Origin of the sequence: Psychromarinibacter sp. S121 (assembly GCF_049801035.1) — a bacterium.
Classification (GTDB): Bacteria; Pseudomonadota; Alphaproteobacteria; order Rhodobacterales; family Rhodobacteraceae; genus Psychromarinibacter.
In genome coordinates, this window is sequence record NZ_JBNAGE010000003.1 from 941,983 (window position 1) to 966,743 (window position 24,761).

The window sequence follows — 24,761 nt, forward strand, 5'->3', positions numbered from 1 at the left end:
TCGGATGCCGGAGGAGGCGCGGCGGTCGCTGTGGGAGGAAAGATGGTTCAGCTATATGGCAAGCACCTCAGCCGGGGTGAGTTCGAAGCGTTGAGCGGCGCCAGCGGGCACGCGGCGGGGGTTCGCCTTGTCGAACTGGTCGAGGGTGTCGAGCGCGGCATGCGGATGCTGGAGTTTCGCAGCGGCACCGGCCTGCGGTTCACCGTCCTTGTCGACCGCGCGATGGACATCGCCGAATGCGACTATCGTGGACAGGGCATCGGCTGGCACAGCCCTGCCGGGTTCCGCGCGCCGACCCTGCATGACTATGAAGGCGAAGGCGGCCTTGGCTGGATGCGCAGCTTTTCCGGGCTGATGGTCACCTGCGGGTTGGACCACATCCTGTTCATGAACGAGACGGACACGGCGTCGTACCACTACGGTCCCCGCCAGACCGCCAGCCATTCGCTGCACGGACGGGTCGGCACGATCCCCGCGCGGCTGACCGGCTACGGCGAGCGGTGGGAGGGCGACGAGCTGATCCTGTGGGCCGAGGGCGTTGTTACGCAGGGTGCGGTCTTTGCCGAGCATCTTGAACTGCACCGCCGGATCGAGATCACCGCCGGCACCAACGACATCCGGCTGAGCGATCGCGTGGTCAGCCGCGGCTTCTACCGGACGCCGCACATGCTTTGCTATCACATCAACGTCGGCCACCCGCTGCTGGACGAGGGCGCGCGCTATGTGGCCCCGATCCATGACGTTGTGTGGGCCGCGCATGCCGACAGCTACGACGCGCAGGGCGTCGGCTATCGCGACATGCCCGCGCCGCAGATGAATTTCCACGAACAGGTCTGGCAGCACGACATGGCCGCCGACGCCGAGGGCCGTGTGCCGGTCGCGCTGGTCAACGACCGGCTGGGGCTGGGCTTCATGGTGACCACGCGCAAGGACCAGTTTCCTTGTCAGTACGAATGGCAGAACCTGCAGGCGGGCCAGTACGCGGTCGGCATCGAGCCGTCCTCGCACCACGTTCTTGGCAATCAGGCGGCGCGGGACCGGGGCGAGATGATCTGGCTGGAGCACGGCGACGCGCGGTCCTACGACACCGTGTTCTCGATCCTGCCGGACGCCGATGCGGTGGCCGATGCCGAGGCGCGCATCCGCGCGATCAGCGACCAGCCGGACGCGGCCTATCCGGCCACCAGCGGACATTTTCGGGCACTTGAGGGACGCGAATGACGGGCACGATGGAAGGGCGGCGCGTGGTCTATACCGGCGGCGCCGGGGGACTTGGAACGGGCACCACGCTGGCCATGCTGGCGGAAGGCGCCGAAGTTCACGTGCTGGACCGCGATGCCGCGAAAGGCGCGGCTCTGCTGGCCGAGGTGTCGCAGGACGCGCAGGACCGGGTGTTCGTGCACGACGTCGACCTGCTGGACCGCGCCGCTTTGATGGCGTGCCTTGACGGCCTGGTGGCCGAGAAGGCGATCGACGTGGTGATCAACAACGCCGCGTTGTACCCGTCGAAGCCGTTCGAGGATTTCACTGACGCGGAACTGGACGCCGTTCATCGCGTCAACGTCGAGGCGGCGGCGACCTGCACCCGTGCGGCCCTTCCGGGGATGCGGGCGCAGGGCTGGGGCAGGGTGCTGAACGTCACCTCGATCACGCTGTCGGGGCAGTGGGAAAACCTAGTGCCCTACGTGCAGTCGAAGGGTGCGCTGCTGGGTCTGACACGGGCCTGGGCGCGCGAATTCGGCAAGTGGGGCGTGACCGTCAACGCCATCGCGCCGGGTGCGTTTCCGACCGACGCCGAGAAAATTCATCCCGACCCCGAGGGCTATAACGCGATGGTTCTGGACCGGCAGGCCGTCAAGCGTCGTGGCACGCCGCAGGACATCGCCGCCACGGTCATGTTCCTTGCCTCGGACGCGGCGGGATTCATCACGGGACAATCGCTGGCCGTCAACGGCGGCTGGGTCATGGAGTGACATAATGGGAATTCTGTCTGGATACACGGTGCTGGACTGTTCCATCGCGATGGCCGGGCCCTTCGCGGCGCAGCGGCTGGGCGACCTTGGCGCCGACGTCATCAAGATCGAGCCGGTGTCGGGCGAATGGCAACGCCATGCCCCGGCAGGCGGTATCACGGGAAACGAGATCAACGTCAGTTTCCTGTCCCTGAACCGCAACAAGCGGTCGCTTGCGGTCGACCTTAAATCGGAAGAGGGCCGCGCCGTGGTGCTGCGGCTGGTCGAGAAGGCCGATGTGTTCATCCAGAACTACCGCGCGGGAGTGGCGTCGCGGCTAGGCGTCGACTACGACACCCTGTCCGCGATCAATCCCAAGCTGGTCTATGTGTCGATGTCTGGCTTCGGCGAGGATGGGCCCTACGCAAAACGCCCGGGTCAGGACCTGCTGTTGCAGGCGATGTCGGGCGCGATGATGTCGACCGGCCGTGCCGGAGAGCCGCCGCAGGCTGCCGGGCAGTACCTTGTCGACGCGATCACCGCCTATAATGCGTTCGAAGGGGCGCTGGCCGCGCTGCTGCACCGCGAGCGCACGGGCGAGGGCCAGAAGGTCGAGGTGAACATGCTCGACTCGATCGCCACCATCCAGATGCAGGAGCTGTCGGTCTTCACCGTTGGCGGCAAGCCGCAGCAACGCAGCGCTGAGCCGCACGCGCATGTCTACATCCGCTCGCCCTATGGCACCTTCGCGACGCAGGACGGCTACATCGCGCTGGCGATGCCCAACTTCAAGGGCATGGCGCTGGCGCTGGACGAGCCTCGGTTCGAAGGGCTGGACGAGGAAACCGTCGGATGGGAGGACCGCGACGCGGTCTTCGCGCTGACGCGTGAAGCGGTCGGCAAGTTCACGACCGAAGACGCCCTGAGCCGGCTGGAAGCGCAAGGCATCTGGGTGTCGCCGGTCTATGGATATGCCGACCTCGTGGCGGACCCGCAGGTCGCGCACAACGGCACCTTCATCGAATACGACCACCCGACCGAGGGGCACGTGAAGACGCCTGGTTTCCCGATCCGGTTCTCGCGCACGCCGTCCGAGCTAAAGCGCGGCGCGCCGCGCGTGGGCGAGCATTCGACCGAAGTGCTGGAAGCCGCCGGCTTCAGTCCCGACGACATCGCGGCGATGGTCGCGGGCGGGGCTGTCAGGGTGATGGGTTCATGACCTTTCGCGGTCTGACATGGGATCACCCGCGCGGACGGCTGGCGCTGGAACGCGCCGGTGGGCCGGTGACATGGAACGTGCAGTCGCTGGAAGGCTTTGAAAGCGCGCCGATCCGTGAGACCTGCGCCAACTACGATCTCGTGGTGCTGGACCACCCGCATTTGGGCGAGGCGCTGAACGCGGGCTGCCTGCGGCCCCTGGACGAGCTTTTCACAAGCGCTGATCTGGACGCCATCGGGGCGCGCACCATCGGGCCCTGCCTTGAAAGCTACGAGATGGCGGGCCGGCTGTGGGCGCTGCCGCTGGATGCCGCGACGCAGGTGATGGCTGTGCGCGGGGACATGGTGCAGGACGTGCCCCGGACGTGGGACGCGGTGCTGGACATGGCGCGCGCGGGCGGCAAGGTTGGCCTGTCGCTGGCCGGTCCGCACGCGTTCCTCAGCTTCCTGTCGGTGGCACAGGCGCTGAATCCCGGCATGGATCTGCGCAACGGCGACGTCTGGGTCCCGACCGAGACGGCCACGCGGGCCTTGGCGATCCTTGGCGAACTGGCCCGGCTGACGCCGGAACAGGTCTGGCCGCTGAACCCCATCGGCATTCTCGACCTGATGAGCAATAGCGAAGCGCTAGCGTTGTGTCCGCTGGTCTACGGCTACGTGAACTATGCCGATCAAGCTCTTGATAGGACGATTTATTTTTGCGATGCGCCCAGCATCGGAGATGGCGCGCCCGGCTCGATCCTAGGCGGCACCGGCATCGCCGTCTCGACCCGCTGCGAGGTGACCGAAGACCTGCGCGCGCATCTGCTGTGGCTGATGCGCGAGGACACGCAGACCGGGTTCATCCCGCAGAACGCGGGCCAGCCCTCGGCGCGGGCCGCATGGCGGGATGCCGACGTCAACGCACCGGTGGGCGGGTTCTACGCGCAGACGACGCGGACGCTGGAGACCGCGTCGATCCGGCCCCGGCACGAGGGCTTCATCGCCTTCCAGTCGGACGCCTCGGCCCTTCTGCGCGAAGGGTTCCAGAGCAACTGCCCGGACGGCAGGCTTGCGTCGGACCTGGCGGAATTGTTCTCGCGTTCGCAGAAGACGGTAGGGAGGAAAGCAGGATGAGCCAGCCGCTTACGCTGGACGTGAAAGGCCATGTGGCCACGATTACCTACAACAGGCCCGAAAAGCTGAACGCGATGACGCCTGAAATGGCGGATCTGCTGAAGGCTGCGGTCGCCCGGTGCAACGCCGACGACGCGGTGCGGGTGGTGATCCTGACGGGCACCGGCAAAGCGTTTTGCGCCGGTTCCGACATCGCCCTGCTCGAAACTTACGCAACCCCGTGGGAGTTCCGCAACCGGACCGAGTACTGCGACATCCTGCGGGCTTTGCTCAAGCCGTCGATCGCGGCAATCAACGGGTATGCGTTCGGCGGCGGCCTGGAGATGGCGATGTCCTGCGATATCCGGATCGCGGCCGAGACGGCGAAGCTCGGCGCGCCTGAAATCAAACTGGGCTGGATCGGCGGGGGCGGCATGACCGTGCACCTTGCGCAGTCCATCGGGCCCTCGAACGCGGCGCTTATGGTGATGACCGGCGAGCCGGTGACGGCGGCGCAGGCACAGGCTTGGGGGCTGGTCAGCGACCTGACCGCGCCCGATGCGCTGATGGCGCGCGCCAACGAGATCGCGGGCCAAATCGCCGCCCGCGCCCCGATCGCCGCCGAGACGGCCAAGGCCAACCTCAAGGCCGCCTACAACATGCCGCTGGAACAGGCCGTCGCCTACGAGCGCGACCTGCAGACCATCTGCTTTGCGACCAGCGACGCGGACGAGGGCCGAGCGGCCTTCGCCGAGAAGCGTAGCCCGAATTTCGAGAAACGGCGACGATGATGATGACAACGTTGAAGGCACTGACCAGAAGCCGGGAGTTTTCGGTCTTCGCGATGCTGGTGCTGGTGGCGCTGTACCTCAGTTTCGCCAACGAATACTTCCTGTCGCAGCGCAACCTGATGAACGTGGGGCGGCAGGGCGCCGTCGTCGCCATCGTGGCGCTGGGGCAGGCGCTTGTGATCATCGCGCGGGGCATCGACCTGTCGGTCGGCTCTGTCATCGGGCTGTCTGCGGTCTGTTCCGCGATCACGCTGGACGTCACTGGCTCGAACGCGCTGGCGCTGGCGGCCGGGCTGGGGGCGGGCCTGTTCGCCGGGGCGCTGAACGGGCTGATGGTAACGCAGTTCCGCATCAACCCCTTCATCGCGACGCTGGGCATGCTGTCTATCGCGCGCGGCGTGGCGCTGTTGATGACCGGAGGTATCCCGGTGACCTACATGGGCTGGGCCGAGGTGCTGGGCGCGGGCCGGATCTGGGACATCCCCGTCTCGGTGATCCTGATGATCGTTCTGGCGCTGATCGTGCACCTGATCGCCACACGCACGGTGACGGGGCGCGAGATCTACGCGGTGGGCGACAACCCCAAGGCCGCGCGTCTGGCCGGGATCGACACTAGCCGTATCCGGATGATCGTATTCGCCTTCTGCGGACTGCTGTCCGGCCTTGGCGGCATCATCCTTGCGGGCAACCTTGCCAGTGCCGACCCGAACCTCGGGATGGGCTACGAGCTTGACGTCATCGCCGCCGTGATCCTTGGCGGCACCGCCCTGAGCGGCGGGCGCGGGTCGATCATCGGCGTCTTCATCGGCGCCATGCTGATGGCGCTTCTGAACAACGCCTTCGTGCTGCTGGGCATCTCGGCCTACTGGCAGGTCGTGACCAAGGGACTGATCATCATCCTTGCGGTGGGGATCGACGGTCTGCGGCGCGGCAACGAGGCTGACGACTGACAGACAACCATTTCAAAAGGGAGGAATGACCATGAAGACCACCTATCTTGCCACGATGCTGACCGCCGCAAGCCTGTGGGCCGGCGCAGGCATCGCACAGGACCTGCCCGAGGGCGGCACCGTCGCCGCCGAACAGGCCGCCGAAGAGGAAGTGCGCATCGCCTTCCTGTCGTTCCAGAATAACCCGTTCTGGATCCCGGTGACCGAAGGCGCGATGGCGGCCAAGGATTACCTGGCAGAGTTCAACGGCACCGTGGATTACGTCGATCTGGGCGACGAGCTGTCCGCCGAGGCGGTCGTGTCCGGCATCGAGGCGGCGCTTGCGCAGCAGTATGACGGCATCGTCGTGGTTCCGATCTTCGACGGCACCGCTCGGATCATCAACGAAGCCACCGCCGAAGGCGTGCCGGTATTCTCGATCATCGCCGAGGGCGCCGTGCCGTCGGACCGCCTGTCCTTCATGGGGCAGGATGCCATCGCGGCGGGCGAGCAGATCGGTGAGTTCATCGCCGAGCAGATGGACGGCGCGGGCAAGCTGGGCGTCATCACCGGCTATTTCGGTGCGACGCAGCACCAGATGCGGATGGACGGCGCGCTTGATTACCTTGAAGCGAACGCGCCCGACATCGAGGTGCTGGGTCCGTTCGAGAACCGCGACAAGGCCGAAAGCGCCTATTCGCTAGTGCAGGACATGTACACCGCCAACCCGGATCTGGAGATGGTCTACGTCACCGCAGGCGGCCCCTTCGGCGCGGCGAAAGCGGTGCAGGATCTTGGTCTGACCGGGCAGGTCGGCGTCATCGGCTTCGACCATACGCCGGACAACATGGCGTACCTCGAAACCGGCGAGATGGTCGGTCTGCTTGACCAGGCGCCGTTCCAGCAGGCGTTCGACAGCTCGGTGATGCTGTTCAACCACCTTGTCACCGGTGCCGAGGTTCCCGAACTGATCAAGGCCGACGGCAACCTGATCACCCCGGCAGACGTCGCGAAATGAACCGCGACGACGGACACCACGACACCGCGGGCGGCAGCACTGCCGCCCCGGTTCTTCGGCTGGACGAAGTCGGCAAAAGCTTTGGCCCCGTCAAGGTGCTGGAGAACGTCTCGCTGACCGTCGGCGCGGGCGAGGTCATCGGCCTGCTGGGCGAGAACGGCGCAGGCAAGTCGACGATGATGAATATCGTCTCGGGCGGGCTGCAACCCAATGCCGGTGAAATCACCTATGACGGTGCGCCCGTGCGGTTCGGCTCGATCGCCGAGGGCATCGAGGCGGGCATTGCCTTCGTGCACCAAGAATTGTCGGTCGTCGGCGCGCTGAGCGTGGCCGAGAACCTGTTTCTGGGCCGGATGCCGCGCACCTCGACCGGGCTGATCGACCGCCGTGCGATGCGGGACGGCGCACGCGGCATGCTGGACGCCGTCGGCGCCCGCGGCATCGACCCTGACGCCCTTGCCGGATCGCTACGGGCCGGCGAACAGCAACTTGTCGAGATCGCCCGCGCCGCCGCGCGCAAGCCCAAGCTGCTTATCCTTGACGAACCCACATCGTCGCTGACGCCCTACGAGGTCGAGGGCTTCCTTGATTTCGTCCGTCGCGCGCGGGACGAGGGGACGGCGATCATCTTCATTACGCACCGGCTGGAAGAAGCAATTTCCCTGTGCGACCGGCTTTTGGTGCTGCGCAACGGCGCGGTCGTTTCGGACACGCTTTCGGACAGCGCGACGAAGGACCAGATCATCGCCGATATGACCGGCAAGGCGGGACTTTTCGCCCATGCCGATCGCACGTTGACCTCGACCGAGACTGCGCTGGAATTGAAGGGCGTCACTGTTCCGGGCCTGCTGGACGACGTGTCCCTGTCGGTCCGCAAGGGCGAGATCTTCGGCCTGTTCGGACTTGTTGGCGCGGGCCGTAGCGAGCTTTTGGAAACGATCTGCGGCGCACGCGCGGCGGCGTCGGGCGAGATGCGTCTGCTGGGCGAGCCGCTGAATGTGTCGTCGCCCGCCGAGGCACTGGCGAAGGGCATCGCGTTGGTGCCCGAAGGCCGCAAGACGGCCGGCATCTTCCCGCAGCACTCGGTGCGCCGCAACGCCTCTATTTCGTGGCTGCGCAAGGTTGCGCGGGGCGGGGTCGTCTCGGCCCGCCGCGAGGCAAGCGAAGTTGGCCGCGAACTGGACGCCCTGAGTGTGCGGATGGAGCATGACGAACGGCTGATCACCACTCTGTCGGGGGGCAATCAGCAGAAGGTGGTTTTCGCCCGCACGCTGCTGTCCGACCCGCGTCTGCTGTTGCTGGACGAACCAACGCACGGCGTGGACGTCGGCGCGAAGGCAGAACTGTACGACATCGTTCGCACCGCCGCTGACGAGGGGCTGACGGTCATCGTCGTGTCGTCGGAATTGCCTGAAATCACGGCCCTGTGCGACCGCGTCGGCGTGCTGTCCAAGGGGCGGCTGGCCGGCGTTCTGGACCGGGCCGAGATGGACGAGGCTCGTATGCTGAAACTTGCCTTCAGCGCGTATGAAACTGCGGCCTGAACTTTGGCCAATAGCGGGTCGCACAGCGCTGTCAGGTCCTGTCAAAGGAACTCGGCTTGAGGCGGGGCAGGGGTGCCGCTAGCGTCCGCCTTATGACCTGGCCTTGTCCATTCAAGTATTTCAAGACGTAGCGCGAGATCATCCGTCTCGCGGTGATGATGTACGTGTGGTTCCCGCTTTCCCTGCGGAATGTCGAAGACCTGCTGCACGAACCTGGGATCGATGTCAGCCACGAGGCGGTCCGGTTCTGGTGGCACCGGTTCGGGCCGATGTTTGCCGCCGAGAACCGGAAACGCCGGATCGAGGGGGGCGGTCGAGCCACTGGCGCTGGCATCTCGACGAGATGTTCGTGAAGATCAATGGGGAGCGGTCACTACCTTTGGCGGGCCGTCGATCACGAGGGCGAAGTCTTGGAGAGCTTTGTCACCAGGACACACGATAAGAAGGCGGCCTTGAAATTTCTAATGAAATCATTGAAGCGCTATGGTCGGCCAGACACCCTTGTGACCGATCGGCTCAGGTCCTATGGCGCGGCGCTGAAGGAAATCGGTGCCGTCGATCGCCAGGAGACTGGTCGTTGGCTGAACAATCGCGCTGAGAACTCTCATCTCCCATTCCGACGACGGGAACGGGCCATGCTGCGCTTCCGGCGGATGCGAAGTCTGCAGAAATTCGCTTCCGTCCACGCCTCTGTCAGCAACCATTTCAATTGGGAGCGAACCCTCTCCTCCAGAGCCAATTTCAAGAAGAACCGCGCCGCCGCACTGGCCGAGTGGCGCGATCTCTGCGCAGCATAAGGGACAGCCATCCTGTCCTTGCATGGACGAGTTCGAATTCGTCTGACACCACCATCCTAATACCTGGCTTGACCTTAAATCCATTGAGTGGAATAAATAGGGCTTGCCTTACGCTGCGCAGTGCCAGATTGCAGTCACACAGGACAATGAATGGTTTCGGATGACGGAAGAAACGGCAGTCATCGCAATTGATGTGGGTGGCACCAAGATCCTTGCGGGTTTGGTGGGACGAGACGGGAAAATCCACAGTGTAAGCCGTAGGCCGACCGTCGGGCAGTCGTTGCTCGATGACATCTGCGAACTGTCAAACGACGTCTTCGAACGCGCCCGACCACTGGGACTGCGGGTCGAGGGGATCGGAGTCGCGACGAAAGGCTTTGTCGACCCGGACAGGCGCATGCTGGTGCGGTCGATGTCGATGGGCGTCGAAGGGCTGCGGATCGGTGACGAGGTCGAGGCCCGGACTGGTTTGCCAGTCTTCGTGAACAACGACGTTCATGCGTGCACCAAGGGTGAGATGCTGTTCGGCGTCGGGCGCCGTCACCGCAATTTCCTCGTGTATAATGCCGGGACCGGGGTATCCTCCGGGATCGTCTCGGATGGCCGGCTGCATGTCGGCGCGGGCGGCGTGGCCGGCGAGGTGGGGCATATGGCGATTGCCGCCGGCAACGGAGGTAAGTGCAAGTGCGGACGAAACGGCTGCCTTGAGGATCTTGTGATCCGTGCACGGGACGGCGAGGCAATCGCTCTCGCCGACGACTCGCGGCTTGATCCGCTGCCACTTCCGTACAAGCTGCTGGCGATCGGATTGGCGAACCTCGTCAACGTGTTCAACCCTTCGGCGGTCGCGCTGGTGGGTGGAATGTTCCTAAACAATCTCGAGGTGGCCGAGCGGTTCGGGCCGGTGGTACGCCGCCTTTGCCTGGTTTCGGCGGCGGATTCGCTGGCCGAGATCGGAGTGACTGCGAACGGATACGAGGCCGGGCTGATCGGGGCGGGGACGCTCCCGTTCCTCGCCGGTGCTGGTCGGGATACGGTTCCCGGCTGACAGGGTTTCCTTTTTGGTCACCCGGCCCGAAACTGTGGCCGCGCAATGGACTGAGAGGCGAGGAGGGCCGGAGTGCCGAGACGGAAGCAGTCAGGCGAAGAAATCGCCCATTACAACCAGTTCGTGGTGCTTGAAATCATCCGCAAAATGGCACCACTGTCGCGGGCAGATATCGTGCGCGAGACAGGGCTGGCAGTTCAGACGGTGTCGAACATCGCCGACGCGCTGATACGATCGGATCTGCTCCTTGAGGAACGGCGCAAGGTCAACGGGCGCGGACAGCCTCCGATAGATCTGCGGCTGAACCCGGGCGGGCGCTATGCCGTCGGCGTGGCGCTGGACGGACGCAAGCTGATCGCGGTGCTTTGTGACTTCATCGGCGACGAAGTTGCATGCATCGAGCGCGATGTGGGTTCGATGAATCCCGACGAGGTCCTGCCCGCGATCGCTCGCGCCACCGAGACCCTGATCCGGGACTCTGGCGTCTCGAGGGATCTGCTGCTCGGGCTTGGCCTTGTGATGCCGGGCCTGTCGTCGCACGGCAAGTTCAGCCGTCTCGTGCGGGGCCACCCGTGGCGCGACATGTGGCTGCACCGTGCTTTCGTGGAAGAACTTTCCGAGATGGTCGGGATGCCGGTTCTGACCGACAACGACCGCACGGCTGCGGCACTTAGCGAGCGGCTTAGTGGTCGCGGACAAGAAGCCGAGAACTTCCTGTACGTGTATTTCGGCTCGGGGATTGGCGGCGGGCTGGTGTTCGGGGGCATCCCGTATCGCGGACGAGACGGGCGCGCGGGCGAGATCGGCCACATGGTTGTTGATCCTGGCGGGCGCGAGTGCTCGTGCGGCAACAAGGGCTGTCTGGAGCGTTACGCATCGCTGCAGTCTCTGCAATGCCTCCTGAGCGGGCGGCGGTTCGACGCGGAACCCACCGACACCGTGCGGCTGGCCCGCGCGGTGGCCGAGGCGCACCCGACAGCGCTTGAATGGCTGGACGAGGCGGCAGAGCACTTGAAGACCGCCATCGTAACGCTTGAAAACATTCTGAACTTCGACACCGTGTTCCTTGGCGGGGTGATCCCGGATGCGGTGCTCGAGGCGCTGATGGAGCGGCTGGAGCCGCTGCCACCCAGCATGTCCTCGGGGCGCGAGGATGCGCTTCCACGCCTGTGTCGGGCCGGCATCGGGCGCAACGCCGCCGCGCGAGGTGCGGCGGCGCTGGTTGTGCTGGACTCGACCGTTCCCGACTTCTCGCGCTTTCAGGGCGGGCTGCTGCCGGCCCGCGGGCGCTCGCGCGGTCAGAAGGCGGTGAAGGCGGCCGAATAGGTCGCTGACGCGCCAGGTGACAGCCAGCTGGTGGACGGGCGGTCTCCGAACTGGCCGTCATAGCCCGTCGGGTCGCCGTGACCCGTCCAACCCTCTATCGCGACGAACGGTGCGCCCGAGGGCGCCCACAGCACGATATGCGGGAAGCCGTCGAAGTCGACGGTCAGGCCGTGGCCATCGGCGCCCGTCATGGAGAGCGACCGGCTGGCCGCGTTCAGCAGGCACAGCGATGCGACCCGTTCGAACAGGGCCGGGGACAGCGAAAGCCGTGTGCCCTCGATCTGCGAAGGTTGGCGCATCTCGCTGAACAGGCGCTCGACGACCACCGGGACATCGGCGGATTCGGGATGCTCGAAAGAGATCTCTCCCGTGCCGTCCGCCAGCGTGAAGCCGGGATGGACGCCAAGCGAATAGGGCATCCGTTCGCTGCCGGTGTTGGTGACTGTTAGCGTCTGGGTCAGTGTCGTTTCCGTCAGCGTGTAGCGGATCGTCAATCGGAACGGGTAGGGAAACACCGCTCGGGTGTCTTCGTCATCCGCGAGCGACAGCGTCACGGCGTCGTCCGAGCGGTCTTCGACCGTGAACTCCGCCGCCTTGGCGAACCCGTGAAGCGGCATTTCGATTTCGGCATCGGCGTATCGCACAAGCCCGTTTCGGGGTGCGCCGCAGACCGGGAACAGCACCGGGGCCGAGCCTTGCCACCAGCGGTCATCGCCCGGCCAGAGAATCGCGCGGTCATCGATCGTCCAGCCCACCGTCTCGGCGCCGGTCGTGGTGATGCTTGCGGTGGCAGAGCCCGCACGAAGACCCAAACTCGTCATCTCACGAGAACCTCACAACCTTCGGATCTCACATCATTTTCATAGTACATTCATACACCCCTTGACAGATACTGAACGGCATGTGCTTTAATACATCCAGTAATTGGACTTAATCAGCCGACGCCGCAAGGCCTGCCTTTCCGCCATGGCGGAAAACGCCGGGACACCCAGCTCTGAAGGCGTGCCCGGATGGCTGCTGACGTCCGTGACGACAGAGCCGCATCGCAAGCAGGCGCGGCAAGAGCAACAGGTAGGACAGTAAGTCATGGCATGGCGTATCGGGGTCGATTCAGGGGGCACGTTCACGGATGTGTGCCTGTTTGACGACGTAAGCGGAAGGATGGAGATCTGGAAGGTCCCGTCGACTCCGCACGACCCCTCGGAAGCAATCTCGGCAGGCGTCGAGCAGGGGCTCGAGAACAACGAGATTTCGGTGGGCGATGTCGCCTATTTCGGTCACGGAACGACCGTCGGCACCAACGCGCTGATCCAGCACAAGGGCGCCAAGACCGGTCTGATCACGACCGAGGGTTTCCGCGATCTTCTTGAGATCGGCCGCCAGAAACGTCCGAGCCTCTACGACATCCGCGTCGACAAGCCGGACCTGCTGGTTCAGCGCAGCCTGCGCAAGGACGTGCCCGAGCGCATGCGCCATGACGGCACCGTCGAACATGCGCTGGATGCCGACACCCTGCGCCAGGTGATCCGCGAGATGCGCGAGGCGGGCGTCCAGTCGATCGCCGTGTGCTTCCTGTATGGGTTCATGCACACCGACCACGAGAAGCTGGCGCTTGAAGTGCTGGCCGAGGAATTTCCCGACGGCTTCTATTCCGCCAGCCACAACGTCGCGCCGGAGTTCCGCGAATTCGAGCGGATGACCACCTGCGTCGTGAACGCCTATCTCGGGCCGATCATGCGCACCTACATCAACCGGCTGGCGCAGCGCCTGACCGACCTTGGCGTCGCGGTGCCCGCGCACCTGACCCAGTCGAACGGCGGCGTCATCAGTCTGGAGCAGGCGGCCGAGCTTCCTGTCCGAACGATCCTGTCGGGGCCCGCCACGGGCGTGGTCGCCGCGCAGCAGATCGGTGCGGTGACGGGCATGAACGACCTGATCACCTTCGACATGGGCGGCACGTCTTCGGACGTGGCACTGCTGGAGGGCGGCGTTTGCCGCCTGTCGGGCGAGGCCGAGGTCGAGGGCTATCCGATCAAGGCGCCGATGCTGGACATTCACACGGTTGGTGCCGGTGGCGGCTCCATCGCGTTCATCGACAGCGGCGGCCACCTGAAGGTCGGCCCGCGATCTGCCGGTGCCGATCCCGGGCCGGTCTGCTACAACCGTGGCAACGACGAGCCCACCGTCACGGACGCGAACATCGTCCTGCAGACGCTGAACCCGGAATACCTGCTGTCGGGCCGTCTCAAGGTGCACCAGGAGCTGTCCAAGCAGGCCATCGGCCGGCTGGCCGACCGTCTGGGCCTGGGTGTGACCGAGACCGCCGAGGGCATCCTGTCGGTGGTCGCTGCCAACATGGCGCGCGCGATCCGTGTGATCTCGGTCCAGCGTGGGTACGATCCGCGCGACTATGCGCTGATCGCCTTTGGCGGAGCCGGTCCGCTGCACGCCACCCGGCTTGCGAAAGAGCTGGAAATGCAGCGCGTCATCATCCCGCGCCACCCCGGCATCCTGTGCGCGATGGGCCTGCTGCTGACCGACCTGAAGACCAACTTCTCGGTCACCGCGCTCAGCCCGCTGGACAAGGCCGCCGCGCAGACCATGAAGGACGCCTTCGCCGCGCTCGACGCGCAATGCGGAGACTGGTTCGCCGCCGAGCATGTCGCGCCCGAGGCGCAGGGCATCGCCCGGTCCGTGGACCTTCGCTATGTCGGCCAGAACTACGAGCTAAACATCCCGCTGCCCGCCGGTCCGGTTGGCCCGGACACGGTCGATGCGCTGTACGCGGCCTTCAACGCCGAGCACCAGCGGAACTATGGCTTCGTTTCGGAAGGCGAACCGATCCAGATCGTCACCCTGCGAGTCGAGGCGACCGGCGGCGTGAAGAAGGCCGAGTTCCCGGCGTTCCCGGATGCGGGCCATGACGCTTCCGGCGCAGTGGTCGGCAAGCGGGACGTGTGGATGAGCGAAGTGCAAAGCTTCGTCTCTTGCCCGATCTACGACCGCGCCAAGCTGCAGTCCGGCAACCGCGTCGCGGGACCGGCAATCATCGAACAGTTCGACGCCACCACCGTCGTGCCGCCCGGCATGACCGCCCGTGTCGAGCCTCATCTCAACCTCATCATCGAGGTCCTTCAGTGAGTACCGCAACCGCAACTTCCGCAACCACGGCTGCGCCGATCAACACGATCACCGTCGAAGTGATCGGCAGCGCCCTGTCCTCGATCGTCGAGGAAATGGGCGAGGCGCTGGTGCGCGCGTCCTATTCGACCAACATCAAAGAACGCCGGGACTCGTCGACCGCGCTGTTCGACATGGACGGCACCACGCTGTGCCAGGCCGAACACATCCCGATGCACCTTGGCTCGTTCATCGAGATGATCCCCTGCATCATGCAGCGTTATCCCGCGGACACCCTGTCGCCGGGCGACGTGTTCATCGGCAACGACGCCTATGTCGGCGGCGGCACCCACCTGCCGGACATCGTTCTGGCCGAGCCGATCTTCGTCGACGGCAAGCCCGCGATGTGGGCGGTGAACACCGCGCACCATTCGGATTTCCTTGACCGGGGCCACGACCACATCTTCCAGGAAGGCATCCGGATCCCGCCCATCCGTCTCTACAAGGCGGGCGAGCTGGTGCAGGACGTCGAGGACCTGATCCTGCTGAACTGCCAACTGCCGCACGAACGGCTGCCCGACTTCCGCGCGCAGCTTGCTGCGAACCGGATGGGTGTCCAGCGGGTGCAGACCCTGTGCGCGAAGTACGGGCTGGAAACCGTGCTGCATGCCGGCAAGGCGCTGCAGGACTATGCCGACCGCAAGATGCGGGCCGGGATCGAGCTGATCCCGGACGGCACCTATACCTTCGCGGACACCTTCGACAGCCCCGGCTCTCGCGGCGAAAGCCTGCCGTTCTCGACCGAGATCACGGTCAAGGCCGACGAGATGCATCTGCATTTCGAAAGCCCCGCGCAGCTGCGCGCCGCGATGAACATGAACTACACCTCGTTGCTGGCGACCGTGTACTACGCCGTGAAATCGGTGATCGACCCGACGATCCTGCCCAACGCGGGCCTGTCGCGGGCGCTGACCGTGACCGCGCCGAAGGGCACTATCCTGCACTGCGTCGCGCCCGCCGCCGTCGATGGCCGCATCGGCCCGGCGCAGCGTGTGGTCGACCTGATCCACGGCGCTCTGATCCAGGCGGTGCCCGAGCGAGTGACCGCGGCCGGCAACGGCGGCGTGCCCGCAGTCCAGTTCCTCGGGCAGGGCGTAGACGGCCGGATGTGGGGTTACAACGAGACGATCGGCGGCGGGTCCGGCGCGCGGTACGACAAGGATGGACTGGACGGCGTGCACGTCCACATGACCAACACGTCGAACCTGCCCGTCGAGGCGCTTGAGATCGAGTATCCCATCACGCTTCTGAAGTACGAGCTTGTGCAGGACTCGGGCGGCACCGGTGAATTCCGGGGCGGGATGAGCATCCGCCGCGTCTATCGCGTCGAAGAGGACTGCCACGGCCGCATGGACATCACCCGCGTGCTGTCGCGCCCCTTTGGCGTATCCGGCGGCGGCGAAGGCACATCGGCCTCGATCGACGCCACCGGCGTAGAGTTTGACGGCGAGTACGGCTTCTTCAAGGCGGGCACCATCATCGAGGTCCGCACGGCGGGCGCGGGGGGCTACGGCGATCCGTCGAAGCGTCCGCCCGAACAGGTCGCCCGCGACGTCGAGGACGGCCGCATTTCCCTGGGTATCGCGAGGTCGGTCTACGGTTGGGCCGGCTGAAACTCCCCTACTGGCCGGGATCGCGCCTCAGAACGCGGCCCGGCTGGCTTTTTTGAACGAAAAGAACGACCAACAGGAGAACTGAAATGAACATTACCCGCCGTTCGCTGCTGATGGGTGCAGCCACCGTGCCGTTCCTGAACCTCCGCGCCGCGCTGGCACAGGAACAGGACCGCAAGATCATCTTCGGCCTGTCGACCTATCCCGCGAACATCCACCCGTGGCTGCACGCCGGTACCGCTGCCGCGACGGTGAAATTCACCATTCACCGGTCGCTGCTGGGCTACGACGACGAAGGCCAGATCAAGGGCGAGTTGGCGGAAAGCTGGGAGTACGAGGGCGAGGGCGCCTGGCTGTTCAACCTGCGCCAGAACGCGGTGTGGCACGATGGCTCGCCGGTGACTGCCGAGGACATCAAGTGGAACATCGAGACTGCCGCCGCGCCGGACTCGACCGCCGTGCTGGCTGCGCAGCTGCGTGACATCACCACCATCGAGGTGGTGGGCGACAAGACGATCCGCCTGACGACGGCCGAGCCGATCCGCACCCTGCCGCTGACCTTCGCCTCGACCTACTTCCACATGGTAAAGATGGATTCGATCACCGAGGATCAGCCCGGCATCGGCGCAGGTCCCTACGTGATCGCGGCGGACGAGCGTGGCGTGTCGATTGAGGTCGAACCCTTCGCCGACTACTACGACGACAGCATCCCGCTGAACCCGGGTGTGCGCTTCGTGGCGTACGGTGACGAGAACCTGCGTGTTTCCGCGCTTGAAGCGGGCGATGTGGACCTGATTGAGTTCGTGCCTTGGTCGGCCATGGACCGTCTGGCCGAGAATGACGAGGTCAAGATGGACCACGTCGACACCGGCCAGTTCATGTACCTGGTGTTCAACTCCGACGTCGAGCCGTTCAACGATCCGAAGGTCCGCCTTGCGGTGGCCCACGCGATCCGTCGCCAAGAGATCGTCGACGCCGTGTTCTTCGGGCAGGGCGCTCCGCTGGAAGGCCTTCCGATCCCGCCGTCCTCGCCGATCTACGACGAGAGCCAGGATCACGTTTACAACTACGACCCCGAGCTGGCGAAACAGCTTCTGGCCGAGGCGGGCTACCCGGACGGGTTCAAGACCACGATCCTGTCGACCGCGCAGTACTTCATGCACCGCGACACCGCTCTGGTCGTGCAGCAGCACCTTGCCGAGATCGGGATCGAAGCCGAAGCCGTTCTGCCTGACTGGCCGACCCGCGTGGGCATGGGCGACAAGGGCGAGTACGCCATCGCGGTTGGCGGTCTGGCGTTCTCGTCGAACGATCCGGACGGTCTGTCGGACGGCTATTCCAGCAAGCTCGCACCGTCGAACCTGCGCAGCTTCAACATGGTTGTGCCGGGGCTCGACGAGGCGCTGGAAGCCGGACGTCGCGAGTTCGACGAAGAGAAGCAGGCCGCCATCTACGACGAGTTCAAGACGCTCGCCATCGAGAACGCGCCGATCGTGCCGCTGACCTGGCGCCGCCAGAGCTACGGCATGCGCTCGAACGTCGAAGGGTTCGTGAACCTGCCGGGGTCGCTGACCAACTACTCGGGCATCACGCTCGCCACCACCGTGCTGGAAGACGAGTGATCTTCCGGGAGGACTGAGTTGCCGATGTGGTTGTTGAAGAGGTTCGGGAGTTCGGTCCTCCTGGTATTCCTGATCGTGACGCTGGTCTTTCTTGGCCTGCGTCTCGTACCGGGCGACCCTGCGACGGTTCTGCTGTCGCAGGGGGGCGTCGCGGTTACGCCTGAAGCCGCCGCGGGTCTGCGGCGGCAACTGGGACTCGATCAGCCGATCCTGACCCAGTACGTGCAAAGCATCACGGCGATGCTGCAGGGGGATCTGGGCGTCTCCATGCAGGACGGCGCCTCGGTCGCCGAGCAGATCGCCCGCCGGCTGCCGCGCACGCTGGAACTGGTGGCGATGGCCGCCGTCATGGCGCTGGTGATGGGCGGCCCGTTCGGCCTGTACGCGGCGACACGGGCAGGTGGTTGGCTTGACCGGATCGGTCTGTGGCTGTCGGCGCTGTCGGAATCCGTGCCCAACTTCGTCATCGGCTCGCTTCTGGTGCTGGTCTTCGCCTCGATTCTGCGCTGGGTTCCCACCGGGGGCTTCGTGCCGATCACTGAAAACATCGGCCGCCACTTCGCGCTGGCCGCGATGCCCGCCTTCACAATGTCCGTCACGCTGTTCGCGCTGGTGTTCCGGATGACACGGACTACCTGCCTTGAGGTGATGCAGCGCGACTATGTCCGCACCGCACGCGCCAAGGGCCTGACGCCGCGCCGGGTGCTGTACGCCCACGTGCTGCGCACCGCTCTGATGCCGGTCATGGCCGCCTTCGCGCTGAACCTCGGCATCCTCGTCGGGTCCGCGGTTCTGGTGGAATACGTCTTCAACTATCCCGGCCTCTCCAGCCTGATGATCGACGCGGTGAACGCGCGCGATTACCCGATGGTGCAGGGCTGCGTGCTGGTGATCTCGGTCATCTTCGTGGGTCTGAACCTGCTGGTCGACATCGCCTATGGCTGGCTCGACCCGAGGATGCGCAACGCATGACCTTGCGCCGCTACCTTCCCTTCGTGGCCCTTGGGGCCATCGTGCTGATCGCGCTGGCGACGCCGTTGCTGCCGGTGGCTGATCCGATCAAGATGAACATCGTCGCCCGGTTGCAGGGCATCTCGGCCGAGCAATGGCTGGGCACCGACGAATACGGCCGCGACCTGCTGTCCCGGCTGCTGTGGGGCGCACGCGTCTCGCTTGCGGTGGCCGCCGCGACCGCCGTGGCCGCCTGCGTCATCGGCGGGATGCTGGGGATCATAGCCGGGTACTTCGGCGGCTGGTCGTCGGCCATCATCATGCGGGCGACCGACGTGGTCCTGTGCCTGCCGCACCTGCTGGTCGCGATGATGATCGTCACACTGTTCGGCCCCGGCCTAAGCACGCTGATCCCGGTCCTGACCTTCGTCTACATTCCCGGTTTCGTCCGCGTTGCGCAGGTCTCGACGGCCATGGTCCGTTCGAACGCCTTCGTCGAAGCGGTGGACGCGCTTGGCGTCTCGAAGGTTCGCATCCTGCTGTTGACGATCGTGCCGAACGTCGCGGGTCCGCTGCTGGTGCAGATGAGCCTGACGGCCTCGTCGGCGATCATGCTGGAATCCGGCCTGTCGTTCCTGGGTCTCGGGGTTCAGCCGCCGGCGCCGTCGTGGGGGATGATGATCTCGTCCGCGCGTTCGGTCATGAACAATGCGCCGATGCTGCTGGTCTGGCCCTGCGTCGCGCTGGTGATCACCGTGCTGTCGATCAACTCGGTCTGCGACGCGCTGCGGGACATCCTTGACCCGCAGAAGATTGCCCGCCCGCCGCGCAAGTTCCTCAAGGGGCTGAAGACGCCCGCAAAGGTGACGCCGAAAGAGGGTGCGTTGCTGGACGTGCAGGGGCTGCGGCTGGAACTGGCGGGCGAGAAGCCCGTCGATCTCGTGCGCGGCATCGACCTTCACGTCGCCCCGTCCGAGACGCTGGCCATCGTCGGCGAAAGCGGGTCCGGCAAGTCGCTGACCGGCCTTGCCGTCGCCGGGCTGCTGCCGCCGGCCATCGGTGTCGCCGAGGGCACAGCCACCATCGACGGGCGCAACGTGCTGGCGATGTCCGACAAGGACCTGCGCCGGATGCGGGGCGGCGAGGTGTCGATGGTGTTCCAGGACCCGCTGAGCGCGCTAAACCCGGTCTATACCGTCGGTCATCAGCTGGCCGAGGCGATCCTTGCGCATCGTCCCATGGGCAGGGCCGCCGTCCGCGCCGAGGTCGTCGATCTGTTGCGCCATGTCGGCATCCCCGATCCGGTCGCCCGCGCGAAGAATTACCCGCACGAAATGTCCGGCGGGATGCGCCAGCGGGTGATGATCGCCATGGCAATCGCCAACAAGCCACGGCTGGTGATCGCGGACGAGCCGACCACCGCACTGGACGTGACCGTTCAGGCGCAGGTGCTGGAGCTGCTTAAGGGGCTGAAGGAAGAGCAGGGGCTCGCCCTGATCTTCATCTCGCACTCGCTGCCGGTCGTGGCCGAGATCGCGGACCGCGTGGCGGTGATATATTCGGGCGAGATTGTCGAGGAAGGGCCGGCGGCCGAGATCTTCGCGCGTCCGCTACACCCCTATACCCGTGCACTTCTGGACAGCAGTCCCGAAGGCGACGCCTTGCCCACGGGCATACCCGGTCTCGTTCCCACGCCCGGCGAGCGCCCCGAGGGCTGCGTCTTCGCGACGCGCTGCACGCACGCGACCGACGCCTGCCGTGCGACCCATCCCACGCTTGAAACCGTCTGCCACGAACGCCGCACGCGCTGCCTGCGCTGGAAGGAGGTCGCATGACCGCGCCGCTTCTCACCGCCAACGGACTGGTCAAGGAGTTCGGCAAGGCCTCGCGTCTGACAGGCAGACGCCCGGTCCGCGCGGTTGCAGGTGTCGATCTCGAGATCCGCAGGGGCGAGGCCGTCGGTCTGGTCGGCGAAAGCGGCTCGGGCAAAAGCACCATCGGCCGGATGCTTCTGGGACTGATCCCGCCCACCAGGGGCGAGGTGAAGTTCGACGGGGCCTTCGTTGCGCAAAGCAAGGGTGCGGTACAGAAGGACCTGCGCCGCCGGATGCAGCTGATCTTCCAGGACCCGTATTCCAGCCTCGATCCGCGCCGCCGCATCGGGGCGCAGATCGCGGACGGCATGAAGGTGCACGGCACCGTGGCGGCGTCCGAGATCCCCGCGCGCGTCGACGCGCTGCTGGAACAGGTGGGGCTGGGGCCCGAGGCGGCGGGACGGTATCCGCACGAGTTCTCGGGCGGCCAGCGTCAGCGGCTGTCCATTGCACGCGCGCTGTCGACCGGACCCGAGTTCATCGTCGCGGACGAACCGGTTTCGGCGCTCGACGTTTCGATTCAGGCGCAGATCGTGCGGCTCCTGCACGACCTCGGGCGCGACCTTGATCTGTCGCTGCTGTTCATCAGCCATGACCTTGCCGTGGTGCACTCGCTTTGCGACCGGGTGGTCGTGCTGTATCTGGGCCGCGTGATGGAGGAGGGGCCGGCCGCAGAGGTCTTCGCCCGGCCGCAACACCCCTACACCCGTGCGCTGATATCCTGTGCGCCTAGCTTCGACCCGGAACGGCGCAAGGCGCGCATGTTGCTGAAGGGCGATCCCCCGAGCCCGGCGAACCCGCCTTCGGGCTGCGTGTTCCGCACCCGGTGCCCGCACGCCATCGAGGCCTGCGCCAAGGTGCCGCCGCCGCTGGCGCAGCGGGGCAATGCCCATCGCGCCGCCTGTATCCGGCCCGAGGTCATGGACACCCCGTTTCCCGCCGCCTTCGCAGAGTAGCGGTACGGCCCGAACCTTCCGACACCAGAAAAGGAGATCCCTGTGGAGCAGAGGACATACGGCACGCTAGACGTGCAGATTCACGACACCGACGAGGACATCGGCCCCGCAGCGGCCGAGGCGCTGGCCGAAGCGATCAAGGCCGAGCTGGCCGAGAAGGACGAAATCTCGATCATCATGGCGCTGGGGGCGGCGCAGCCGTACTTTTTCCCCGCGATCATCGCGCGTGACGACATCGAATGGTCGAAGATCACCGTCTTCCACGTCGATACCTACATGGGCGTGGCCGACGAACGCCCCGAAAGCGGCGCGTCGCGGATGCGCAAGCACCTGCTGGATCACGTGAAGCCCAAGGAGTTCTACCCGATGCTGGGCGACGCCGAACCGGTCGAGGACGAGCTGGCGCGCTATACGAAGCTGTATGACGAGCACAAGCCGTGCCTGACCGTGGTGGGCATCGGTGAAAGCGGCCACCTTGCCTTCAACGACCCGCCTGCGGACTTCACCACGACCGAGGTGATCAAGGCGGTCATTCTTGACGAGACCACCCGCAACCAGATCAAGAAGCGCGGCTTCTTCGAGAACCCCGATGACGTGCCCCATTACGGCCTGTCGCTGACCATGCATGCGCTTCTGAAGCCGAAGCGGGTTCTGGCACTTGTGCACGAGGAACCGAAGGCACCCGCCGTGAAGCGGATGCTCGAAGGACCGATCAGCATCATGTGCCCCGCCTCGTTGCTGACGAAGACCGAGGGCGCGACCCTCTACCTTGGGCCGCAGACGGCCTCCTTGCTGGACCCGGTCTGACGATTCGTGTCCGCGCGGCGGAGGGTTGGATGCCTTTCGCCGCGCCGCGCTTCCGAATGGCGCATTATGTCGATTGTGAGAGTCGAGTGATAAACATCGAATAATTATAAATAAATGCACTTCATCGCATGTGATCCCAAGGCCGGTTGGCGCCGGCTGACAATATTTAAATAGCAACTTGTTTTCCATTTGGCTTGAGTTTTAACTCCAGCTTATGGACATAAAGGTCCAACAGGAGAGCAACATGACCAACACCACCAAACGTTTCGGCGGCCTTGCCGCCACCACTGCCGTGCTGGCCCTGACCGCTGGCGCTGCCTTTTCTCAGACCGTCGAGATCACGCAGGACATGCCGGCAACGCCCGACATGATGGAGCATCTGCCTGCCGAAATCGCTGAACGCGGGACGCTCAACGTGGCCACCACCGACGGCAACGCGCCGTGGGTCTATGTCGATGCCGAAAGCGGCGAAGTCATGGGCGTGGACGCAGATCTGGTGAACCAGGCGGCCGAGCGTCTGGGCCTTACCGTCAACTGGGAAGTCATCCAGTTCACCGCCGGCATTCCGGGTGTTCAGTCGGGCCGCTATGACCTGTACCTCTCGGCCATGGCGGACACCAAGGCTCGCGAAGAGATCGTCAACTTCATCTCCTACTCGCAGGAAGGCTCGGGCGTCATCGTTCCCAAGGGCAACCCGCTGGGCATCGAGACGATGGCCGATCTGTGCGGCCACACCGTCGCGATCGTCACCGGCTCGCTGTTCCCCGCGATCATCGAGGACCTGAACGAGACCGAATGCGATGAGCCGGTGACCATCATGGAAACCGCCGACCAGACCGGTCCGTATCTTGCCGTCGCCTCGGGGCAGGCGGATGCCACGATGAACACCTACGGTGTTTCGAACTACGCGCTGACCAAGGCGACCGAGGGCATCCAGACCCAGCTTGAACTGTCGCCGGTCGAACGCTTCGCCCCGGCCAACCAGGGCATCGCCTTCTCGAAGGAAAGCACCGATCTGATGGCCGCCATGGGCGGTGCGATGCAGGCGATGCTGGAAGACGGCAGTTATCAGGCGATTATGGACGAATGGGCGGTCGGCGACGGCGCGGTCGAGACGTTCACTTTCAACTCGCCGCTGTTCTGATCAGGGGCGCGCCATGTCTTCCTTCACAACGGACACCATGGCGGAGGGCCTGCGGTTGCACCGCAGGCCCGGTCCCCGGCTGGTGAACATCGCGATGGCGGTGCTGGCACTGGTGGTCGTCGCCTCGATGGCCAGCGTCGTCATCAACAGCGGACGCATCCGCTGGAACGTGGTCTGGGATTACATGTTCCAGTCCGCCGTTCTGGACGGGGTCAAGATGACCCTGATGCTGACGCTCGTGTCGCTGGCCGGCTCGATCGTGCTGGGCACGATCCTTGCCGCGATGCGGATCTCTGAGAACGTCGTTCTGAAAGCGATTTCCGGCGCTTACATCTGGTTCTTCCGCGGAACGCCGCTGCTGGTGCAGGTGGTGTTCTGGTTCAACCTCGGCCTGTTCATGCCGCGCATCGGCATCTTCGGCGCCTCGATCCCCACCAACGAGCTGATCAGCGCCACCACCGCCGCGCTGCTGGGCCTTCTGCTGAACGTCTCCGCCTTCATGTGCGAGGTGATCCGGGGCGGGTTGATCGCAATCGACAAGGGCCAGACAGAAGCCGCGCTGTCCATCGGGATGACACCGACCAAGGCGCTGTCCAGGATCGTCCTGCCGCAGGCGATCCGTGTCATCGTGCCCGCCGCCGGCAACCTCGCCATCGACCTGCTGAAGGCGACCTCGCTGGTCTACGTGATCGGCACGCGAGAGATCATGGGAGCCACCCAGTCCATCGCGGCGCAGACCTTCTATGTCGTTGAGATGCTGCTGGTCGCGTCCTTCTGGTACCTGATCCTCGTCTCCGTCGCGTCCTACGGACAGGCGAAGCTTGAACAACGACTGGCCCGCGGGATCACGCACGAGACCCGGGCTAAGGCCAAGGCCACGGCAAGCGAATGAGAGA

The 24,761-nt window shown here is 65.2% G+C and carries 20 protein-coding genes and 1 pseudogene; 20 read left to right on the forward strand and 1 reads right to left on the reverse strand.

Features of this window, described 5'->3' with window-relative positions; translation table 11 throughout:
• The first annotated feature begins 42 nt into the window (after nucleotides 1-42).
• The 11 genes and pseudogenes from ACP156_RS18355 to ACP156_RS18405 all read left to right on the forward strand — a co-directional run bounded on the left by ACP156_RS18355 (nucleotide 43) and on the right by ACP156_RS18405 (nucleotide 11,718).
• On the forward strand, nucleotides 43-1,221 hold the full coding sequence (locus ACP156_RS18355) for an aldose 1-epimerase family protein (RefSeq protein WP_425052805.1): 1,179 nt from the start codon (nucleotides 43-45) through the stop codon (nucleotides 1,219-1,221).
• Nucleotides 1,218-1,973, forward strand: coding sequence for an SDR family NAD(P)-dependent oxidoreductase (locus ACP156_RS18360; RefSeq protein WP_425052806.1), 756 nt, complete (start codon nucleotides 1,218-1,220; stop codon nucleotides 1,971-1,973). The genes ACP156_RS18355 and ACP156_RS18360 overlap by 4 nt, the downstream gene beginning before the upstream one ends.
• A 4-nt stretch (nucleotides 1,974-1,977) precedes the next feature.
• Complete coding sequence (locus ACP156_RS18365; RefSeq protein WP_425052807.1) at nucleotides 1,978-3,171, forward strand: CaiB/BaiF CoA transferase family protein; 1,194 nt, start codon at nucleotides 1,978-1,980, stop codon at nucleotides 3,169-3,171.
• Nucleotides 3,168-4,286, forward strand: coding sequence for an ABC transporter substrate-binding protein (locus ACP156_RS18370; RefSeq protein WP_425052808.1), 1,119 nt, complete (start codon nucleotides 3,168-3,170; stop codon nucleotides 4,284-4,286). The genes ACP156_RS18365 and ACP156_RS18370 overlap by 4 nt, the downstream gene beginning before the upstream one ends.
• Nucleotides 4,283-5,056, forward strand: a complete 774-nt coding sequence (locus ACP156_RS18375) for an enoyl-CoA hydratase/isomerase family protein (RefSeq protein ID WP_425052809.1) — start codon at nucleotides 4,283-4,285, stop codon at nucleotides 5,054-5,056. Before ACP156_RS18370 ends, ACP156_RS18375 begins: the two co-directional genes overlap by 4 nt.
• 2 nt (nucleotides 5,057-5,058) lie before the next feature.
• Nucleotides 5,059-6,006, forward strand: coding sequence for an ABC transporter permease (locus ACP156_RS18380; RefSeq protein ID WP_425052810.1), 948 nt, complete (start codon nucleotides 5,059-5,061; stop codon nucleotides 6,004-6,006).
• Between the two features lie 25 nt (nucleotides 6,007-6,031).
• On the forward strand, nucleotides 6,032-7,003 hold the full coding sequence (locus ACP156_RS18385) for a sugar ABC transporter substrate-binding protein (protein ID WP_275633896.1): 972 nt from the start codon (nucleotides 6,032-6,034) through the stop codon (nucleotides 7,001-7,003).
• Nucleotides 7,000-8,547, forward strand: a complete 1,548-nt coding sequence (locus ACP156_RS18390; RefSeq protein ID WP_425052811.1) for a sugar ABC transporter ATP-binding protein — start codon at nucleotides 7,000-7,002, stop codon at nucleotides 8,545-8,547. The genes ACP156_RS18385 and ACP156_RS18390 overlap by 4 nt, the downstream gene beginning before the upstream one ends.
• A gap of 155 nt (nucleotides 8,548-8,702) precedes the next feature.
• Nucleotides 8,703-9,344 (forward strand): annotated as a pseudogene (locus ACP156_RS18395) (IS6 family transposase).
• 160 nt (nucleotides 9,345-9,504) lie between these two features.
• Entirely contained in the window at nucleotides 9,505-10,392 is an 888-nt protein-coding gene (locus ACP156_RS18400) for an ROK family protein (protein ID WP_425052812.1), read from the forward strand.
• A gap of 72 nt (nucleotides 10,393-10,464) precedes the next feature.
• Nucleotides 10,465-11,718, forward strand: coding sequence for an ROK family transcriptional regulator (locus ACP156_RS18405; protein ID WP_425052813.1), 1,254 nt, complete (start codon nucleotides 10,465-10,467; stop codon nucleotides 11,716-11,718).
• On the opposite strand, the gene ACP156_RS18410 is transcribed toward ACP156_RS18405, so the two are convergent.
• Nucleotides 11,691-12,539, reverse strand: a complete 849-nt coding sequence (locus tag ACP156_RS18410; RefSeq protein WP_425052814.1) for a hypothetical protein — start codon at nucleotides 12,537-12,539, stop codon at nucleotides 11,691-11,693. The two genes, ACP156_RS18405 and ACP156_RS18410, sit on opposite strands and share 28 nt — an antisense overlap.
• A 265-nt stretch (nucleotides 12,540-12,804) precedes the next feature.
• On the opposite strand from ACP156_RS18410, the gene ACP156_RS18415 reads away from it, so the two are divergent.
• The 9 genes from ACP156_RS18415 (at nucleotide 12,805) to ACP156_RS18455 (ending at nucleotide 24,757) form a co-directional block, all read left to right on the forward strand.
• Complete coding sequence (locus ACP156_RS18415) at nucleotides 12,805-14,859, forward strand: hydantoinase/oxoprolinase family protein (protein ID WP_425052815.1); 2,055 nt, start codon at nucleotides 12,805-12,807, stop codon at nucleotides 14,857-14,859.
• Nucleotides 14,856-16,511 (forward strand): hydantoinase B/oxoprolinase family protein, encoded by a 1,656-nt coding sequence (locus ACP156_RS18420; RefSeq protein ID WP_425052816.1) that lies wholly within the window; start codon nucleotides 14,856-14,858, stop codon nucleotides 16,509-16,511. Before ACP156_RS18415 ends, ACP156_RS18420 begins: the two co-directional genes overlap by 4 nt.
• A gap of 86 nt (nucleotides 16,512-16,597) precedes the next feature.
• Nucleotides 16,598-18,133 carry an ABC transporter substrate-binding protein gene (locus ACP156_RS18425; protein WP_425052817.1) on the forward strand — a complete coding sequence of 512 codons (1,536 nt, stop codon included), beginning with the start codon at nucleotides 16,598-16,600 and terminating at the stop codon, nucleotides 18,131-18,133.
• A gap of 24 nt (nucleotides 18,134-18,157) precedes the next feature.
• Nucleotides 18,158-19,105, forward strand: coding sequence for an ABC transporter permease (locus ACP156_RS18430; RefSeq protein WP_425052818.1), 948 nt, complete (start codon nucleotides 18,158-18,160; stop codon nucleotides 19,103-19,105).
• A complete protein-coding gene (locus ACP156_RS18435) occupies nucleotides 19,102-20,919 on the forward strand; it encodes a dipeptide/oligopeptide/nickel ABC transporter permease/ATP-binding protein (RefSeq protein ID WP_425052819.1) in 1,818 nt (605 codons plus the stop codon). Before ACP156_RS18430 ends, ACP156_RS18435 begins: the two co-directional genes overlap by 4 nt.
• Nucleotides 20,916-21,914 carry an ABC transporter ATP-binding protein gene (locus ACP156_RS18440; protein ID WP_425052820.1) on the forward strand — a complete coding sequence of 333 codons (999 nt, stop codon included), beginning with the start codon at nucleotides 20,916-20,918 and terminating at the stop codon, nucleotides 21,912-21,914. The genes ACP156_RS18435 and ACP156_RS18440 overlap by 4 nt, the downstream gene beginning before the upstream one ends.
• A 42-nt stretch (nucleotides 21,915-21,956) precedes the next feature.
• Nucleotides 21,957-22,721 carry a 6-phosphogluconolactonase gene (locus ACP156_RS18445; RefSeq protein WP_425052821.1) on the forward strand — a complete coding sequence of 255 codons (765 nt, stop codon included), beginning with the start codon at nucleotides 21,957-21,959 and terminating at the stop codon, nucleotides 22,719-22,721.
• A gap of 244 nt (nucleotides 22,722-22,965) precedes the next feature.
• Nucleotides 22,966-23,865 carry an ABC transporter substrate-binding protein gene (locus ACP156_RS18450; protein ID WP_425052822.1) on the forward strand — a complete coding sequence of 300 codons (900 nt, stop codon included), beginning with the start codon at nucleotides 22,966-22,968 and terminating at the stop codon, nucleotides 23,863-23,865.
• Between the two features lie 13 nt (nucleotides 23,866-23,878).
• Nucleotides 23,879-24,757 (forward strand): amino acid ABC transporter permease, encoded by an 879-nt coding sequence (locus ACP156_RS18455; protein WP_425052823.1) that lies wholly within the window; start codon nucleotides 23,879-23,881, stop codon nucleotides 24,755-24,757.
• Nucleotides 24,758-24,761 lie beyond the last annotated feature (4 nt).

Bases quoted from the DNA above. Each gene is read 5' to 3' on its own strand.
- ACP156_RS18355 (WP_425052805.1), top strand. From the start codon at position 43: ATGGTTCAGCTATATGGCAAGCACCTCAGCCGGGGTGAGTTCGAAGCG.
- ACP156_RS18360 (WP_425052806.1), top strand. From the start codon at position 1,218: ATGACGGGCACGATGGAAGGGCGGCGCGTGGTCTATACCGGCGGCGCC.
- ACP156_RS18365 (WP_425052807.1), top strand. From the start codon at position 1,978: ATGGGAATTCTGTCTGGATACACGGTGCTGGACTGTTCCATCGCGATG.
- ACP156_RS18370 (WP_425052808.1), top strand. From the start codon at position 3,168: ATGACCTTTCGCGGTCTGACATGGGATCACCCGCGCGGACGGCTGGCG.
- ACP156_RS18375 (WP_425052809.1), top strand. From the start codon at position 4,283: ATGAGCCAGCCGCTTACGCTGGACGTGAAAGGCCATGTGGCCACGATT.
- ACP156_RS18380 (WP_425052810.1), top strand. From the start codon at position 5,059: ATGACAACGTTGAAGGCACTGACCAGAAGCCGGGAGTTTTCGGTCTTC.
- ACP156_RS18385 (WP_275633896.1), top strand. From the start codon at position 6,032: ATGACCATGAAGACCACCTATCTTGCCACGATGCTGACCGCCGCAAGC.
- ACP156_RS18390 (WP_425052811.1), top strand. From the start codon at position 7,000: ATGAACCGCGACGACGGACACCACGACACCGCGGGCGGCAGCACTGCC.
- ACP156_RS18400 (WP_425052812.1), top strand. From the start codon at position 9,505: ATGACGGAAGAAACGGCAGTCATCGCAATTGATGTGGGTGGCACCAAG.
- ACP156_RS18410 (WP_425052814.1), bottom strand. From the start codon at position 12,539: ATGACGAGTTTGGGTCTTCGTGCGGGCTCTGCCACCGCAAGCATCACC.
- ACP156_RS18415 (WP_425052815.1), top strand. From the start codon at position 12,805: ATGGCATGGCGTATCGGGGTCGATTCAGGGGGCACGTTCACGGATGTG.
- ACP156_RS18425 (WP_425052817.1), top strand. From the start codon at position 16,598: ATGAACATTACCCGCCGTTCGCTGCTGATGGGTGCAGCCACCGTGCCG.
- ACP156_RS18430 (WP_425052818.1), top strand. From the start codon at position 18,158: ATGTGGTTGTTGAAGAGGTTCGGGAGTTCGGTCCTCCTGGTATTCCTG.
- ACP156_RS18435 (WP_425052819.1), top strand. From the start codon at position 19,102: ATGACCTTGCGCCGCTACCTTCCCTTCGTGGCCCTTGGGGCCATCGTG.
- ACP156_RS18440 (WP_425052820.1), top strand. From the start codon at position 20,916: ATGACCGCGCCGCTTCTCACCGCCAACGGACTGGTCAAGGAGTTCGGC.
- ACP156_RS18450 (WP_425052822.1), top strand. From the start codon at position 22,966: ATGACCAACACCACCAAACGTTTCGGCGGCCTTGCCGCCACCACTGCC.
- ACP156_RS18455 (WP_425052823.1), top strand. From the start codon at position 23,879: ATGTCTTCCTTCACAACGGACACCATGGCGGAGGGCCTGCGGTTGCAC.